The organism is Paenibacillus sp. P22 (assembly GCF_000469945.2).
GTDB lineage: Bacteria > Bacillota > Bacilli > Paenibacillales > Paenibacillaceae > Paenibacillus_O > Paenibacillus_O humicus.
This window is the reverse complement of the sequence record NZ_CBRA020000218.1, coordinates 1-16073: the sequence shown is the minus strand read 5'-3', so window position 1 is coordinate 16073 and position 16073 is coordinate 1. Positions and strand designations below refer to the sequence as shown.

Here is a 16073-nt window from a genome sequence, read left to right as displayed (position 1 = left end):
TAAATAGAGTGAATGTACGGCTAAAGAATGTGAAGATCGGCGGATAAAATCCATACAGGGTGAACAATTCGCGCAAATCCGTTCCTGTGAGCCTCGAATAGGCCTCGATATAATGAGGGCATAAGCCGCAAAGCCGACATTCATAAAAWGGCCGCYTWCATGACCAGCACGGCGGCAAGCGTGATTCCAAAGATCGGGCTTCCAGGCGTCGGCCGATTCGGCCGCCCCTGTCAGCACCGGCCAGAACAGCAGCAGGACAATGCCGGCAAGCGCAAGCCCTCCCGGAAGATTATGGCGGAACGATCTCCGGATATAAGCGTCCATATGCGCTTCCCTAGGCATGAGAAAGACGATATCGGCAGGCTGCAGCCAAGTCCGCAAAGGGCTCCAGGCGACAACCGGCGTCAGCAGCACAGCGCCTGCGGCGACGGCGGGAAAGTCGGCCGGCACCTGCTTGATGAATTCCGTATAGTAGACGGCGCTTACGATGAGGAGAAGGAAAAGGACGAGCGGAACGCCGCTCCGGAGCATATAGCCGACATAGGGCATGGAGTTGCGGTAAAAGGCGGAAGCCTCTTTTTCCAGATCGCTTCAAGCGTTTCGCCCATCGGCGTCACTCTCCTCCACGATGCCGTAGAAGATGCTCTCCAGCGATTGTCCCTCGGCTCCGCGCGAGCTTCTGACCTGCGCCAGCGTCCCGAGCTCCTTGACCCGACCTTGGTGCAGGATCATGAAGCGGTCGCAATAAGCCTCGACCGTCGAGAGGATATGCGTGCTCATGAGGATGGCCGCCCCGCGCTCCCTCTCTTCCACAAGCCGCTCCAGCAGCGAGCGGATGCCGAGCGGATCGAGGCCGAGAAACGGCTCGTCGATGATGTACAGATCCGGCCGGGCCAGCAGAGCGTTCATGAGCATGACCTTCTGCTTCATCCCTTTGGACAGATGCGCAGCCCGCGAGCCGCGCTTGGGACCCATTCGGAATTCCGCGATCAGCTTCTCCGATCTTTCCCGGTAATCCTCCTCCTGCAAGCCGTAAGCCATCGCCGTCATCCGCAGATGCTCTTCCACAGTGAGCTCCTCGAAAAGCACCGGCGATTCCGGTACATAAGCGAATGCTCCCCGATAGCGTTCCGGCTGCTCCTCCAGCTTGACGCCGCGGATCCGGACCTCTCCCTGCTGCGGCGCCATCAAGCCCAGAATATGCTTGACTGCCGTGCTTTTGCCGGCTCCGTTGAGGCCGATCAGCCCCATCATCTCCCCTCGCCTGACCGTAAAATCCAGATCATGCAAGACCGGCCTGCGCGGACTGTAGCCTCCTACAAGATGACTGACCTGCAGCACATTTTCCTCTGCGAATGCTTCTGCCACTATCGTTTCCTCCCGTGCCTGCAGAATGTGCAGGAACAGGCTTCCGCATCCTACGCTGCGAAAGCCTGTCTGCCTGAAAGCTGGAAATCCCGGCTTGCAACGCCGGAGTCGTTATTGATCGGGCTGGTCCCGCTTGGCTTTCAGCCATTTCGGGGCCCCTTTGTTCTTGTCCGCCTTGGCTTTCCGCGCCTTGGCTGCCGGCCCCGAAGATGCCGCCGCCTTCGGCTTGACGCCTCCCGCGGCAGGCTGCGCCTCGCGCCTGCGGTCCGACTCTGCCGGCTCTCCGCCGGCAGAATCCGGCGCCTTGCTCCGGCTGCCCGCTGCCCGGACTCCGGAGACGGCAGCCTTGGCGGCTGATGCCGGCTTTTGCCCTGCAGTGAAGCCCCGTGCGGATCCCGCCTCTTGTACGGGGCGGGACTGCAGCGGAGCAGATTGCTCCTGAGCGGGAGGAGACTCCAGCGGAGCACGCCGCTTCTGGCCGGAACCGGATCCCGACAGCTGATCCAGCAGCGGCGTCCGCGACGGTGTCGTGCCGGCCCTCTGCGATGAAGCCGCAGCTCCTCTCGACGGTGTCGTGCCGGCCTTCTGCGATGGAGCCGCACCTTCTCTCGCAGGAGACGGCCTGCGGCGGACATCCGCCGGATCGACCAGCTTGCCCTTGTACATGGCCAGCTCCGGAATATCGACATCCAGCTTGCGCTTGTACTTGTCGATCAGATAACGTTCGCCCGGCGCCGCGATCGTGAACACCCGGCCTTCCCGGCCCATCCGGCCCGTACGGCCGGAGCGGTGGACATACTGATCCGCGTCTGCAGGAGGCTCGAGATTGATGACGAGCGGAAGTCCGGGAATATCAAGCCCCCTCGCCGCGACATCCGTGGCCAGCAGCAGCTGGCAGCGCCCTTCGCGGAATCTCGCCAGCGTAGCGGCGCGGCGCTGCTTGTTGGCATCGCCGTACAGCGTCTCGACATTGAAGCCTTCATAGGACAGCTTGGCCTCATAGTTGGCGATCTGGTCCGTATCGTTGATGAACAGCAGCGCCGAGGCGGGGTTGAGCAGCCGGATGAGCTTGCGGGCCGTATCCAGGCGGTCGCGCCATTCGCAGCCGATGAACGCATGCTCGATCGTGCCGGATACGCGCTGGGCAGGCTCGATGTCGACGCGCTCCGGATTTTTCATCCACCGCTTTTCCAGCGTCTTCAGAACCTGCGGATAGGTGGCGGAGAAGAAAGCGACCTGTTTGTCTTTGGGCGCCGCCCACAAAATGGTCTCCACCTCGCTCGTCGAACCGAGCCCGAAAACCTGGTCCGCCTCGTCGACGATGATCGTCCGGGTTTCGGACATCTTGAGCTTTCTCAGCTTCAGCAGCTCATGGATGCGCCCAGGCGTTCCGATGACAAGCTGCGGATTCAGCTTCAGCTTCTCGATCTGCCTTTTGACCGCGGCTCCCCCGATCAGCTGCTGCACGCGGACTCCATAGGCCTCGCCGTACATTTCCGCCACACGCACGATCTGCATCGCAAGCTCCTGGGTAGGGGAAAGGATGACGGCCTGCACCGACTTGCTCGCCGAATCGATCCGCTGCAGCAGCGGCAGCATGTAGGCGAGAGTTTTGCCCGTTCCCGTCTGCGATCCGGCCGACACATCCCTGCCTTCCAGCAGGAGAGGGATGGCCTTCGCCTGTATAGGGGTCGGCTCCCCGATGCCGTTCTCCGCCAGCTTGCCGGCTGCGGCTTCTTCAATTCCAAGCTGCTTCCAAGTATCCAATGACATCTTGTCTAGTTCTCCTTGTTCGCACCGCCTCCCCTTGCTCAGGCGAAGGCGGATGCATTATTTCTTGTTCAGCATCGGTCCGGCGATCCGGTCAGCCAATCTCGGAAACAGCCGGTACAGCCTCGCTCCGGCGGCAGCAAGCCAAGGCAGATCAAGCTCCGCACGCGGCTTCTCGACCAGATGCACAATGCGGTCCGCAACCTTCTCCGGCTTCAGCATGAGCCAGCTTACGTTCTTGACATAAGAACCGTCGGGATCGGCCTGATCGAAGAAAGGCGTATCGATGGGACCGGGATTGACGGCGGACACGAAAATGCCCCGACCTCTTACCTCCTGCCGCAAAGCATCCGTCAAGCCGACGACCGCGTGCTTGCTGGCCGAATAACCGCTTGATTTCGGCGTCGCGAGCTTGCCGGCCAGCGAAGCGATATTGATGATATGTCCGCTTCGATTGTCCAGCATGGAGGGAAGAACGGCCTTGGTGCATCTCACGAGGCCCATATAATTCGTATCCATCATGGATTCAAATTCCTGAACGGTACTGTCGGCAAAAGTCTTGAATAGACCGAAGCCGGCATTGTTGATCAGCACGTCGATTCGGCCGAACTCTCGGAGCACGCTGTCCATCACGGCCTGGACCGCCTCGTTGTCCGTCACGTCCAGCCGCCTGCTGCCGCAGCGGCCCGAAATGGATGCAGCCGCCGCAGCAAGCCTTTGTTCGCTGCGTCCGCAAAAAACCGGAATGGCGCCTTTGGCGGCGAGCCTGCGGGCGATCAGCACCCCGATGCCGCTGGTCGCTCCTGTAACCACGATTACTTTGTCGCGAATCATTGTTATCACCTGCTACAAGTGTACTTTATAAGCGATATGATAGCAAAGCCGGGCGGCTTGCTCCCATCTCGAAGAAGGCATCCGCCCGCTCTCTAGATCCGGTCTCGTCCCCGACCGCTGAAGCCACAAAAAAAAGCTCCCTGGGGAGCTTCCTTTTGGCCTGGAAAAAGCTGTTGCTGCGCTTTCGTCCTTAGCCCTATGTTCCGCCCATAGCAAAAAAAACGGCGCAGCCGGCAGGCTTATGTTACGATGCAAGTAATACCTGGATGTCCAGTTGGCCGATTCCTTCGAGAATCAGAGGCACGGACAGCGCCTGGCGCCTATCCAGGAAATCAAGCTCCGCTCCCTGCAGCAGCGCCGGAGGCGTAATATCCACATGAACTCCCTGGCTGGACAGCTTCGTGCTGGCATTGCCGCTGATCATATTGCTCAGTTCCGATATGGCGCTGCGGCCGATCTCGTCCAGCGCGTCGACCTGGAAACCGCCCATCATCGCCGAAACGATGTTCAAGGCATCCACCTCGCTCATGCCGAACATGATATCTCCGCTCACTTGACCGATCAATTGAATTCGAATCCATAAAAAATCGTTGGCGCCGCTCAGCACCTTCAGGCCGATTGGCCCAGGCATAGGTTTGATCTGGACGACCTGTTCCAATACCATGACTGCGGACTCCAGGAACGGATTGATAAATTCGGCTCTCATCGGCACTTAAGCTCCTTATAGACCAAGTTTCACGTCAACCTTATATTGGTAGCAATTATACTAAATTAACTAGTGCAAGTATACCAATATAACCATTAACGCTACTAAAGACCTATAACGTCAAGGTGAGCTTGGTTCTAATTTTGGAAAGGCGGAGGATGACTCATGCCTGGTATATGGACCCATATCCGGTTCGGCCGATTGGTGCTTGAGACGTCCGGGGAGCAGCGCCTGCTGTCTTCGCCGGAGCTGGAAAGAGGCTTCATCCTGGGATGCCTGGGCCCGGATTTTCTTTATTGCCACCGGCTGATGCCATGGCCGAGACGATCTCTCATGCACGTGCTGGCCGACCGGCTTCATCGGCAGAATCCCCTGCCCGTGCTGCTGGATCTGCTCGACGGAGTCTCCGGACGTTCTCTCGATGGCCCGGAGACAGACGAAGCCGTCGTCTACACGCTCGGTTTCATCCTCCATCTGCTCCTTGATGCCGGCATGAAGCCCGACGGCAGTCTCTCTCCCAACGGATATGAAGCCATCAGACGCCGCTTGAACGTGGATGACCAGTCGCTGGATATGCATGCAAGCCCAGAGTCCGATGCCAGGCTCGACGCATGGATGCTTCAGGCCGCCGCCGGTCCTCTGCCGGACGCTGTAATCGAAAATTATGAGTGCATGATCGCCGTCCATCATGCGGATCTTGCTCCTTACGTCAAAAAGGATGACTGGAACAAGAGCATGCGAGGCATGCTGGCCGTCTTGAGGCATCTGCAGGATCCCCGGGGTCTCAAAAGCATGATCGCCTCGCGCTTCCTCGCCCCTGAAGCCTACTCCAGAGTCCGGAGAGACGGGCTGAAATCCTTGCATTCAGCCGGTTCATCGACTCCGCATTCCGTCGCAATGTCTGGACAGGCATGGGAAGCTTATCTTGACCTTGTGGTTCCAGCCTCTAGCCTGCTTGCCATCGTCGTCCGCTGGCTGAGAGCTTCCGCCATCCGCGACGAAGCGGCGCTATCCATTGGGGCCAGACAATCGGCCGCGGCCGCTGAGGATTTCGGCTGGCGCGAGGCGGAGCTGCGCGCCGCTCTCGTGCGCCGCATGGAGGAATGGTTCCGTGCCCCGCCCGGCCCTCTCTGAATCGGGCTTGGACAACTCCAGGCGTCCTTTTGCTGCCATGAAGGCATCAGCATGACGCCATGCGTCTGCGTTACATCGCTTCGAGGCCGCCGGCTTCGCCGGCGGCGCTGCGGCGAAACCGCATCCGCACCAGGCGAAGCCGGTCATAGATCAGGTCGACCTTGGCGGAGGGTGCCGGCTCCGTGCCATAAACCTTTTGGAGGATCGGCTTCAGGTACTTGTCCCCTTCCTCCTTCAGCGCTTCCCAAATGCGCTGCTGCTCCTCCTGCGATATTCCTTCCAGCTCCTTGGCGATCAAGGGCTCCAGATCATAGCCTTCCTGATCCAGCTGCTCAATCCTTTCCATGAGCTCTCTTCTCTGCAGGCCGGTATCCGCCAGCAGCTGCTCCAATGACCGCTCCTGATTGATTCCTTCCAGAATGAGACGGCTCGACTGCTGCCTGTCCATCTTGTTCTTGAATTTGGTTTCCTTCTGCTTGTAGAGCCACTGGATATAGGCTTTCGGCTCAAGAGCCCCGCTCACCCAGCTTAGCGGGAACGCCCTTGCTTGCTTGCGAGCTCCCGTAAGCTCCAGCACCTCCATTCCATATTCGCGGCTTTTGCCCGGTCCCCATCCCGGAATCTGGGCAAGCTCCTCGAGAGTATGCGGGACATAGGAGCTGATCATGAGCAAGGTGCGGTTCGTCGCCACCAGATAAGCCGATTTCTTCTCGGAGGAAGCCTTGATCCGCCTCCAGTCGCGAAGCGCCTCGAACAGCTCGTGATCGGCATGAAGCTCTCCGTAGCATTGCTGCATGGAAATGACGCCTCCCTTGCCGGCCGGCCGCTCGTCCAGCATGCCGTCGATGAGCGGCGTGAATCCCTCGCCCATCTGCACCGCGACCCCATGCCGGAAAGCGGTGATCATCTCCTCCCAGGAGCTTCCCTCATACCATAGGGAAGAGGGCTCCGCGCTGCCGTGCCGGGCTCCGTTCCATACGACGGACCATGTTCCCTGCTGCTCGCAGATGGACAGCTGGGCGTTGTCGATTCTCCCGTCTCCAAGCGGTTTTTCGAATGAATTCAAAAAGACGATCTGCATTATTCGCGCACCTCCGATTGTGGTCCAGATCAAGACTCCTATCGTCTGCAAACGCAAAAAAGCACCTCTCCCGCCCGCAAATGCAGGCAAGAGAGGTGCTTCCTCCCGGTCGTTCGGTTCTTGTTCTGGTACATTCATCCTATCATACGGCCCGGCACCTGTGCAACGCCTTCTTTATCCTCCTTGCAGGCGGCGGCCGCTCAACATCCATGCTATACTGGATCGGACCCGCCTTACATCGGACAAGAAGGAGGTACGAATCCACTTGCAGCTGAAAGATTATGATTTCATGTCCGATTCGACCGAGCAAACCTCGACTCGTTTCGTCACCTTCATTACGCCGGGCCTCAAGCGCTTCGACCTGGCCGTCACGACGACCAACCGCTTCTACGGCAAAAAGCTCGTCACCGATCTGCAGAGCGGCAAGACAGCCATCATCGGCCAGGACGATCTGGAGGAGGAAGGCTATCTGGAACATACGTTCAAGCTGGACGAGGAAGAAGCGTCCGAGCTTGGCGGTTTCCTGTCGCTTGTCGTCGGCGAAGTGAATTTCACCGACTGATTGGGAAAAGCTAGTACAGCTGCCTTCACGCAGGGGAGCATGATCCCCCGGCAGCAGAGAGGGGCTGTACGAAGGATGGACAACGACATTCGGCGCGGCGACACCGACTTCGCGACAGAAGAATCGCGTCGGGAGAAATATACCGATTTATCTACGGTGGAGTCGCAGCGCAACGACCTTACGTTCGAGGAGTTTCCGGAAGGCCCTTACGGAGCTGTCCTCCATGAAGAGGAGCCGGTAAAAAGCACCCCTTGGCGGCCGGAGCAGAGGCAGCCGAATCGATTCGGCTATGAGAACCGCGCCCTGCACGGCAGCAAGGAACGTGAATATCCCGGCGACGACCGCAGCGGAGCCGACAGCCGGGCTGTCCAGGAGGACAAGTAACCGGAACTCGTTGATAAGGCTCGGAAATCCTCGTCCGCCTGCCGATTTCCTATCGGCTCATCGTTCTCCGGCTAGGCGAAGCCGCGCAGGCGGCTGCCGGAAGACTGACCGAAGCTTGCACGCAGCTTCCGGATCGCAGCCGAGCTTCGCAGCAAGAGCGCGCAAGAAGCCGCCCTCCTGTTCAAGGAAGGCGGCTTCTTTTTTCATGATTTCCTGCTTGGCTTGATCCGATTCAAGCGTACTCCATGCAGCCGCAGAGCCCGCGAGCTTCCGCTTGCCCGCCCGTCTAGACTACCCAGCCGAGCAAAGTCAGCAGAATGCCCACCAGGAAACCGCAGACCGCCCCGTTGACCCGGATCCACTGCAAATCGCTTCCCACCTTGGATTCCAGAAGCTCGACCAGCGCCTTGTTGTCCAGGCTGTTCAGGTTTTCCCGGACAAGCAATCCGAGCCGGTAATGGTTGGCCTCGATCGTGCTCACCAGGACGGCCGACAAGCGCTCCTCCCAGCTGCGGACCAGCTCTTCCTCGCGTTTAAGCCGCTCGTTCGCAACGTGGGCGATGCGGACGAGGCTTCGACCGCCTTCTTCCTTGTCCCTTTGCAGCCATTGCAGCACAAAAGCCTTCAGCTCGGACAGGCGGGCGACAAAAAACGCCTCCGCTTCTTCCGAATCGACCTTGCCTTCGAGCCAGCCCTTGACTGCCGCGAGCTTCTCCTCATCCTCCGCAATTCCGATTACGCGCGAGCGGAATTCCAGCAGCAGGTTGTCGCGCTGCCTGCTTCCCGGGGTGCCGAGATCCTTGATGCCGGACAGCAGCATATGCTGAAGCATCGCACCCATTTTCTCCTCGTTCATGAAACCCGCGAACGCTTGGACCGCAAAGCCCATGAAACCGCCCACCTGCAGCTCCTGCAGCTTCTTCTGAGCGATCTCTCCCAGCATCTTGCCGGTAGACGGCTTGGCCACCCAGTCGACGGCCTGGTCGAGCGCATAGTCCAGCGCCTTCTCGTCGAGTCCGTCGCGGATGATCGCAGATGCCGCTCCTTCCACCGCCGGGCGAAGGTCCACGCCTCTCGCATAGCCGGCCAGCCCGCTGCGCACGGACGCTGACAGCCGTTCCAGCGGCAGCCGCTCCACAACGGCCATCGCGGCGCCGATCACCGCTTCCCGGTTGGACCTCTTGGCCAGCTGCTTGACGATGAACCGGCCCGCTCCCCCGATGAGATTGAGCCGGCGAAGCCGCGCGCTGATGCTTTCCTTGTTGAGCAGCTCGTTTTCCAGCGCCGATACGAGAGCGTTGACCATTTTGTCCTTGTTGCGGATGATGAGGTTCGTATGCGGAATCCGCAGCCCCAGAGGATGGCGGAACAGGGCCGTCACCGCGAACCAGTCCGCGATTCCCCCGACAAGCCCCGCTTCAAAGCCGCCTTGAAGCAGCGACAGCGCGTTGTGCTGCTCGCTGGTAAAGATCGTCGTCAATATAAAGCCGCCCGCCATGACGGCGAGGGACGTGCCGGCGGCATACTTCGTTTTCATGCCTGTTCCTCCGATCGACAATAAACGTTCTCCTTGATTATAAACAATTCGGGCTGTAATCAAAATCTCGCCGAGGTCAGGGCAAAAAAAAGACTGCCTGGCGGCAGCCTCTTCTTTTCCGGGTTACTCGTTGCTTTCTCGGCCCTTTCCAATTGCAATCCAGTTGATGCTGCCGGCCGGCACCGGACCTATGCGGGTACGGACGATCGTAAGGACGGCGCGTTCCCGCTCCTTGGCCTTGATCGCCGCATAGCAGTACGGATGGTCCGCGTTCGCGGCAATGGCATAGGAGGCATCCTCGAACGGCTCGCTGAAGGCCACTTCCAGTTCAAGCTGATCGTCCCGGTCGTTGAAAGCGAAGGGCGTCAGGCCGAATTGCTGGTTGAGATCCCTGCTTTTGCGTGATGGAGCCGGTTCCGGTATCGGCACAGCCGGATGCGACAGCTGACGGAGGACTTCTGCGGCAAGATGCGCTATCGTCACGCTGCCTGCGGCCAGCTGCTGACTTCCCACGCTCGACTCCGCGATGTGCTCGCTCTTCACGCTTCCTTCTGCCAAATGCGAGCTCGTTACGCTCTCCTCAGCCAGTTGGACGGAGTTCACGCTGCCTGGCGACAATTGACGGCCGGTTATGCTTTGCTCCTGGACTAAACTTCCATTTAGGCTCGAAAAGGCAAAATGCTTGCTCGTCACACTGCCTGCCGCCAGCTGCTCGCCGCCTACACTGCCTGAGGCCAAATGCGAGCTGGTCACGCTTTTATCCGCCAGTTGAATGGCGGTCACACTGGCAGGCGCCAACAGGCCGCTTGTTATGCTTTGTTCTGCGAGCAAAAGGCCGGTTAGGCTCGATGGCGCAATATGCTCGCCGGTTATGCTGGCCGCAGCAATATGCTCGCTTCCTACGCTTGACGGCAAAATATGATCTCCGCTCACGCTGCCGGCAGCCAAATGCGCGCTCGTCACGCTCTCTTCCGCCAGCTGGACCGAGTTCACGCTGTTCGGAGCCAAGTGGCGGCCGGCAACGCTTTGTTCCAAGAGCAGGCTGCCCGATAGGCTCGAAGGCGCGATATGCTCCGACGTCACGCTGCCTGCGGCCAGTTGACGGCTTCCCACGCTCGACTCCGCGAGATGCTCGCCCTTCACGCTGCCTTCGGCCAGTTGACGGCTTCCTACGCTCGAAGCCGCGATATGCTCGCCCTTCACGCTGCCTTCGGCGAGCTGCTGACTTCCCACGCTCGACTCGGCGATATGCTCGCCCTTCACGCTGCCTTCGGCGAGCTGGCCGCTTCCTACGCTCGACTCCGCGATATGCTCGCTCTTCACGCTGCCTTCGGCGAGCTGGCCGCTTCCTACGCTCGACTCCGCGAGATGCTCGCTCTTCACGCTGCCTTCGGCGAGCTGGCCGCTTCCTACGCTCGACTCCGCGAGATGCTCGCTTTTCACGCTGCCTTCGGCCAGCTGCTCGCTGCTCACGCTCGACTCCGCGATATGCTCGCCCTTCACGCTGCCTTCGGCGAGCTGGCCGCTTCCTACGCTCGACGGCGCGAGATGCTCGCTCTTCACGCTGCCTTCGGCCAGCTGCTCGCTGCTCACGCTCGACTCCGCGATATGCTCGCTCTTCACGCTGCCTTCGGCGAGCTGGCCGCTTCCTACGCTCGACGGCGCGATATGCTCGCTCTTCACGCTGCCTTCGGCGAGCTGGCCGCTTCCCACGCTAGACTCCGCGATATGCTCGCTCTTCACGCTGCCTTCGGCGAGCTGGACGCTTCCCACGCTAGACTCCGCGAGATGCTCGCTCTTCACGCTGCCTTCGGCTAGCTGCTGGCTTCCCACGCTAGACTCCGCGATATGCTCGCTCTTCACACTGCCTTCGGCTAGCTGCTGGCTTCCCACGCTAGACAGCGCGATATGCTCGCTGTTCACGCTCTCCGCGGCCAGCTGCTCGCTCCCTACGCTCGACGCCGCGATATGCTCGCCCTTTACGCTGCCCGCAGCCAGCTGAGCCGAGCCCACGCTGCCCGGCAGCAAATGGCGGCCGGCGACGCTTTGATGTGCAAGCTGGCCGCCTGTAATGCTGAGCGGCGCGATATGCTCGCCTCCAATGCTTGACGGCGCGATATGCTCGCCGGCCACGCTGCCGGCAGCAAGCTGCCCGCTGCCGACGCTCGACAGCGCGATATGCTGACTGCCCACGCTCCCGGAAGCCAAATGCAAGCCGGTCACGCTGTCTTCCGCCAGCTGCAGCGAATCTACGCTGCCCGGCGCCAAGTTGCGGCCGGTGATGCTTTGCCGCGCAATCAGGTTCCCGGTAATGCTCTCCTGGACCACATGCTCGCCGTCCACGCTGGCTCGGGCGATATGCCTGCTCTCCACGCTGCCCGCAGCCAAATGGCTGCTCCCGACGGCCGAAGGCGCGATATGTCCGCTTCCCACGCTGCCTGCGGCCAACTGCTCGCTTCCGACGCTTGAAGGCGCGATATGCTCGCTTCCCACGCTGTCCCCGGCCAGCTGGCCGCTGCCGATGCTCGAAGGCGCGATATGCCCGCTCCCTACGCTGCCGGTGGCCAGATGGCCGCTGCCGATGCTCGAAGGCGCGATATGCTCGCCGCCGACGCTGCTTGCCGCCAAATGCGCGGAGCCGATGGAACGGGCTCGCAGATGCCGGGCTTCCACGCTGCCTTCATGCAGCTGCTCCGCTCCGACCGCTCCCGCCGAAATGTGGTAGCCGAGCAGCGAAGCCGGCTTGAGATGTTTGCCAGCCAGCGTCTCCAGCCCGACATGGACGCCGCTTATGGCGCCGCCTTTGATATGTTCGGACTGAATGGCGCCCTCCTTCATATGAGAAGCGTCGATGCTTGCCGGAGCGATCTGCTGCTCTCCTACCGAATGCCGGGCAAGATGCTCCTGTCCGACGCTGCCCGGCTCCAAATGCTCGGAGGCGACGGCGCCAGGAGAAATATGGGCCGACTCGACCGCATGCTCCCTGAGTTCCCTGGAGCTGACAGCTCCCGCCTGAAGCTGCTCCTCCCCTACCGTTCCTGCAGCCAGATGCTCCTGACGGATGGATTCCGGAGCAAGGTGGACAGGACGGATGAGCTGCGGCGTCAAGTGCAGCCCAAGAATGCTTTCCTGGGCGATGTGGACGCTTTGCACCGCTTCCGGGGCGATCGCTTTGGCATGGATGCTGTTAGCTTCCAAATGCCTTTCCTTCACGGCCTGGTCGGCCAAAGCATCGGAATCGATAAGGCCGCCTGCGAGATGAATGGATGTTACCGCCCCGGCACGAAGGTGAGAGCTGCCGACGGATGCATCCTGGATATGATCGGCTCCGACGGAGGATGTCTTCAACTGGCTGCTTCCTACGGAGCTGTCGGCCAGCTTCGACTCGGTCACGCTTCCCGGCGCGATTTTGGATTCGGTTACGGAAAACTCCGTCAGCTTGTCGGATGTTACCGACTCCGGGGACAGCTTGAGCGAATTCACCATATAATCGGCCAAATGCCTCGCGGTCACGGCTCCTTCGGCCAGCGCCCGCCCGCTCACCGAGCTGTCGGCCAGCTTCGCCTGGCTCACGGAGCCGTCCGCAAGGGACGCTGTCCGGATCGAGCCTTGGGCGATATGCCTGGCGTCGATGCTTCGGTCGGCCAGATGTCTTCCCGCGATCTGGCTTCGCCAACCGCCTCCGACGTCACCGCCGACGGTCCGATCTGGCGGGCGCGGACGGAACCGGGCGCAAGATGGCTGAATCCGATGCTGTCGTCGGAGACATGGCGGCTCTGCACGCTTTCGGGTGCCAGATGCTCCGATCCGACGGAATCCTCGGCCAGCTTGGACCGGACGACGGAAGCATTCCCGAGCTGCTTCGCCGTCACGGAGCCGTCCTTCAGATGCCCGGTTCCGACGCTGTTTCCGGCGATCTTCTCCTCCGTCACCGCATCGTCCGCCAGATGCCCTTCGAGAATCGAGCCGTCCTTCACATGGAAAGAAGCGATTGATTCAGCGGCCAGATGCCGTTCCGACACACTTCCGGAAGCAAGCTTGGAGCCGTCCACGGCATCGGATGCCAGATGCTTCCTCGATACGGCCTGATCCGCGATCTTGGACTTGCTTACGCTTTGGTCCGCCAGTTTGGACGACGTGACGGCATGGTCGGCAAGCTTGATCGTCGTGACCGAGTCCGGCTGCAGGTTCACGGATCCGACGCCTGCATCCGCCAAATGAACGGACGACACCGCTCCCGGCGAGATATGGTCTCCGGCAACGGCGAAGGGCTGGATATGCTCGGGACCGACCGCATTGCGCTCCAGCGCATTGGAGCCGACCGCTTCATCCGCCAATTCCCTCGAACCGACGGCTCCCGCTGCCAGATGCCTTCCTTCCAGAGATGCATCGGCGACGTGACCTCCCTCCACGCTCTGCGGAGCCAGATGGCTGCCTCCGATGGAAGAAGGGGCGACATGGGAGGCGTTAACCGCTTCCTCGGCCAGCTTGGCTGAAGTAACCGCGCCGTCTCGAAGCTTCGATTCCGTGACGGCTTCGGCCGCAAGCTTGGCGTTGTCCACGGCTTCATTCGCCAGCGCGGGCGTATCGACGGACTCCAGGGCAAAATGGATCGATTGAATCGATGATTCCGCCAGCAGCTCTCCGGAGAAAGCTCCCGCCTTCAAATGCCGCGCCTCCAGGCTTCCTTCGGCGATCTTGTCGCCGACGATGGAGCGGTTCGCCAGCTTGTCGGAACCGATGCTGCCGGAACGGAGCTTGGCCCCGGAGATGCCTCCGTCCGCGATGATTGCTCCCGAGACGGCTCCATCCGCGAGATGTTCGCGCAGCACCGTTTTATCCGCGATTTTATCCGATGTGACGGCACCGTCCCGGAGCTTGGCGTTGTCTACGGCCCCATCCGCGATCGCCTCCGAGCTTACCGATCCCGGCTGCAGCTTGCTGCGGGACACCGACGCCGACGCCAGCTTGGCTTCGATCACGGAACCGTCGGCCAAATCGGAGGCATAGACAATCGGGCCCGAGCTTCCGCTTCTGCGCCGCTCGGCCAGCCGCCGGTCCGCAGGGGCAGCCGTTTCCTCAGCCGCAGAAGCAGGCGCCGCTTCCTTCGTCTGTGCCCGGCCCTCCGGCTGTTCCATCTCCTCCGAGTCGCCGGACTTTCGCACGTTCGCCGAAGGATCGGCCTTTTCCGGGATCGCCGGAATCGCCTCCGACGGCAGATCCGTCTCCGGCTTCTCCAGCGCTTCCGTGGAGTCGGCTGGTGCAGGAGGAGCTTCGACGCTGCTGATCGCCGCTATTTCGGAGCCGCTGCTGATCTGCTCCTCGCTTTTCAGATCCTTTTCTTCCTGAAGGAGCCCGTTATCCCCGCTGATCTGCGCCGTATCCCCGCCTTGGCCTCCTTCCGCCTCGTCGAGCCAGTTGATTTCCGATATCGAGGAATCTTCCACGAAGAACACTTTTCTGGCTTTTGGCCTTTTCCCTTTTCTGCTGTTCGCCATAACTCTGTCCACTCCTTGTTGCCCGGCTTCATTATCGCTACTATATGCAGAATGCTTGGGCTTTTGACTCCATGTGGGACAGCTGTTCGCAAAAAAATAGGCAGGCTTCGGCAAAATCCGGCGCTTCCCCAAGCACCGCGGCTCCACATGGAAAGGAGGATCGGCATGCCTTTATGCGGCTGTCTGCCGGCTACAAGCCCATTTCCAGCCTGATCCAACGGCGAAGCAGGCTCTTAGCGGATGAACCTGCAAAAAAAAAAGAACAAAAAAAAGGAATCCGGGGTTTCCCCGGATTCCCTTTTTCAACTCCGCCCTGCCGCCATCCAGCGCTCGGAGTGTTGAGAACGCATCTGGAATCAAGCTAAGCCTTCTCCAGCAACAGCTCGTACGTCAAAAAAACGGTGTCGAGCTCATATCCTGCCTGTTCGTAAAGAGATCTTGCCGCCGCATTGCCCGCAGCGGTCGAGAGCTGGACCGACCTGGCCTCTCCCGCAGCCGCGCAGTCTCGAACCGCCTGCAGCAGCAGCTTGGCAGCCCCTCGCCCGCGCCATTCGGCATGCACGTACAGGTCGTTCAGAATCAACACTCTTCTCATGGATACCGACGAGAACACCGGATACAGCTGGGCGAACCCGATTGGAACGCCTTCTGCCGCTGCGGCGAACAAAATCGATTCTCCCCGAACGAGCCTTTCCTGCAGGAATTGGTGCGCCCCTTCCACATCGGAAGGCTGGCCGTAAAAGATCCGGTACTGGTCGAACAGCGGAGCGACGGCCGCAGCCTCGGCTGCATCGCATCGGCTGACGCTGATGGAATCGCTTGTCCTATTCATCTTGGTTCCGCCTCCAGAAGTGTTTTTCCCTACTATAAGGCGTCCGAGCGCCATAGCCCATGGAGGCAGGCGACAAGAATTTGGACTTTTGATGCTAAGCCTTCGGCTGGAAGCCCTCTTCCTGCAAATATTCCTCGGCTTCCTCGAACGTCTCGAAGGCCATCTCCAGGTTCATGCCGGCGTACAAATACCAGAGATCGTCCTCGCTCCTCAGCTCCAGCTCATCGCCCTCCGGGCTTACCCAGGCCGTTCTCGCCATGCGGCGCTTGCGGGCGGCCCTGCTTTGGCCGGGCTCGCCTTCTCTTCTTTATCGTGCTTGGACTTGTCGCAGGAGCGCTTGCGAACCGCTGGCTGAAGGATGTGCCGG

Annotated in this window: 14 protein-coding genes; 3 read left to right on the top strand and 11 right to left on the bottom strand. The window is 60.5% G+C overall.

All coding sequences use genetic code 11. From position 1 onward, the window contains the following. From BN871_RS30365 to BN871_RS23430, 5 genes are all read right to left on the bottom strand, one after another. A partial coding sequence (locus BN871_RS30365) for an ABC transporter permease (RefSeq protein ID WP_374725896.1) occupies positions 1–585 on the bottom strand: 585 nt, incomplete at its 3' end. 6 nt (positions 586–591) lie between these two features. Further along, positions 592–1368, bottom strand: a complete 777-nt coding sequence (locus tag BN871_RS23445) for an ABC transporter ATP-binding protein (RefSeq protein ID WP_048749286.1) — start codon at positions 1366–1368, stop codon at positions 592–594. Between the two features lie 111 nt (positions 1369–1479). Beyond that, positions 1480–3141: a DEAD/DEAH box helicase gene (locus tag BN871_RS23440; protein ID WP_048749284.1), complete on the bottom strand. Its 1662-nt coding sequence runs from the start codon at positions 3139–3141 to the stop codon at positions 1480–1482. Between the two features lie 57 nt (positions 3142–3198). Further along, a complete protein-coding gene (locus tag BN871_RS23435) occupies positions 3199–3972 on the bottom strand; it encodes an SDR family oxidoreductase (protein ID WP_048749282.1) in 774 nt (257 codons plus the stop codon). Between the two features lie 244 nt (positions 3973–4216). After that, positions 4217–4678, bottom strand: a complete 462-nt coding sequence (locus tag BN871_RS23430) for a chemotaxis protein CheX (protein ID WP_048749281.1) — start codon at positions 4676–4678, stop codon at positions 4217–4219. A gap of 165 nt (positions 4679–4843) precedes the next feature. Between BN871_RS23430 and BN871_RS23425 the strand changes: the two genes are divergently transcribed. Next, entirely contained in the window at positions 4844–5812 is a 969-nt protein-coding gene (locus tag BN871_RS23425) for a hypothetical protein (RefSeq protein WP_021880879.1), read from the top strand. A gap of 70 nt (positions 5813–5882) precedes the next feature. Here the strand turns inward: BN871_RS23425 and BN871_RS23420 are convergent, their stop codons facing one another. Next, the gene (locus tag BN871_RS23420; protein ID WP_021880878.1) at positions 5883–6893 is read right to left on the bottom strand and encodes an HRDC domain-containing protein; all 1011 of its coding nucleotides are present in this window, start codon (positions 6891–6893) and stop codon (positions 5883–5885) included. Between the two features lie 289 nt (positions 6894–7182). Here BN871_RS23420 and BN871_RS23415 point away from each other — a divergent pair, with 289 nt between their 5' ends. Both BN871_RS23415 and BN871_RS23410 read left to right on the top strand, forming a co-directional pair. Continuing rightward, positions 7183–7455, top strand: a complete 273-nt coding sequence (locus BN871_RS23415) for a DUF3055 domain-containing protein (RefSeq protein ID WP_174806355.1) — start codon at positions 7183–7185, stop codon at positions 7453–7455. Positions 7456–7530: 75 nt separating this feature from the next. After that, positions 7531–7839: a hypothetical protein gene (locus BN871_RS23410; RefSeq protein ID WP_048749280.1), complete on the top strand. Its 309-nt coding sequence runs from the start codon at positions 7531–7533 to the stop codon at positions 7837–7839. Between the two features lie 286 nt (positions 7840–8125). On the opposite strand, the gene BN871_RS23405 is transcribed toward BN871_RS23410, so the two are convergent. The 5 genes from BN871_RS23405 to BN871_RS28000 form a co-directional block, all read right to left on the bottom strand. Then, positions 8126–9376 (bottom strand): DUF445 domain-containing protein, encoded by a 1251-nt coding sequence (locus tag BN871_RS23405; protein ID WP_069202657.1) that lies wholly within the window; start codon positions 9374–9376, stop codon positions 8126–8128. A 123-nt stretch (positions 9377–9499) separates the two neighbouring features. Continuing rightward, positions 9500–12949 carry a WIAG-tail domain gene (locus BN871_RS23400; protein ID WP_048749275.1) on the bottom strand — a complete coding sequence of 1150 codons (3450 nt, stop codon included), beginning with the start codon at positions 12947–12949 and terminating at the stop codon, positions 9500–9502. Next, positions 12946–14874, bottom strand: coding sequence for a hypothetical protein (locus BN871_RS23395; RefSeq protein ID WP_021881931.1), 1929 nt, complete (start codon positions 14872–14874; stop codon positions 12946–12948). Before BN871_RS23395 ends, BN871_RS23400 begins: the two co-directional genes overlap by 4 nt. Before the next feature lie 361 nt (positions 14875–15235). After that, positions 15236–15685, bottom strand: coding sequence for a GNAT family N-acetyltransferase (locus BN871_RS23390; RefSeq protein ID WP_232313289.1), 450 nt, complete (start codon positions 15683–15685; stop codon positions 15236–15238). 115 nt (positions 15686–15800) lie between these two features. Continuing rightward, on the bottom strand, positions 15801–15965 hold the full coding sequence (locus BN871_RS28000; protein ID WP_157060375.1) for a hypothetical protein: 165 nt from the start codon (positions 15963–15965) through the stop codon (positions 15801–15803). Positions 15966–16073: the final 108 nt, after the last annotated feature.

Excerpts from the sequence above, each read along its gene's own strand:
- BN871_RS23440 (WP_048749284.1), bottom strand. The coding sequence starts at position 3,141 with ATGTCATTGGATACTTGGAAGCAGCTTGGAATTGAAGAAGCCGCAGCC.
- BN871_RS23425 (WP_021880879.1), top strand. The coding sequence starts at position 4,844 with ATGCCTGGTATATGGACCCATATCCGGTTCGGCCGATTGGTGCTTGAG.
- BN871_RS28000 (WP_157060375.1), bottom strand. The coding sequence starts at position 15,965 with ATGGCGAGAACGGCCTGGGTAAGCCCGGAGGGCGATGAGCTGGAGCTG.
- BN871_RS23415 (WP_174806355.1), top strand. The coding sequence starts at position 7,183 with ATGTCCGATTCGACCGAGCAAACCTCGACTCGTTTCGTCACCTTCATT.
- BN871_RS23435 (WP_048749282.1), bottom strand. The coding sequence starts at position 3,972 with ATGATTCGCGACAAAGTAATCGTGGTTACAGGAGCGACCAGCGGCATC.
- BN871_RS23405 (WP_069202657.1), bottom strand. The coding sequence starts at position 9,376 with ATGAAAACGAAGTATGCCGCCGGCACGTCCCTCGCCGTCATGGCGGGC.
- BN871_RS23420 (WP_021880878.1), bottom strand. The coding sequence starts at position 6,893 with ATGCAGATCGTCTTTTTGAATTCATTCGAAAAACCGCTTGGAGACGGG.
- BN871_RS23410 (WP_048749280.1), top strand. The coding sequence starts at position 7,531 with ATGGACAACGACATTCGGCGCGGCGACACCGACTTCGCGACAGAAGAA.
- BN871_RS23430 (WP_048749281.1), bottom strand. The coding sequence starts at position 4,678 with ATGAGAGCCGAATTTATCAATCCGTTCCTGGAGTCCGCAGTCATGGTA.
- BN871_RS23395 (WP_021881931.1), bottom strand. The coding sequence starts at position 14,874 with ATGGCGAACAGCAGAAAAGGGAAAAGGCCAAAAGCCAGAAAAGTGTTC.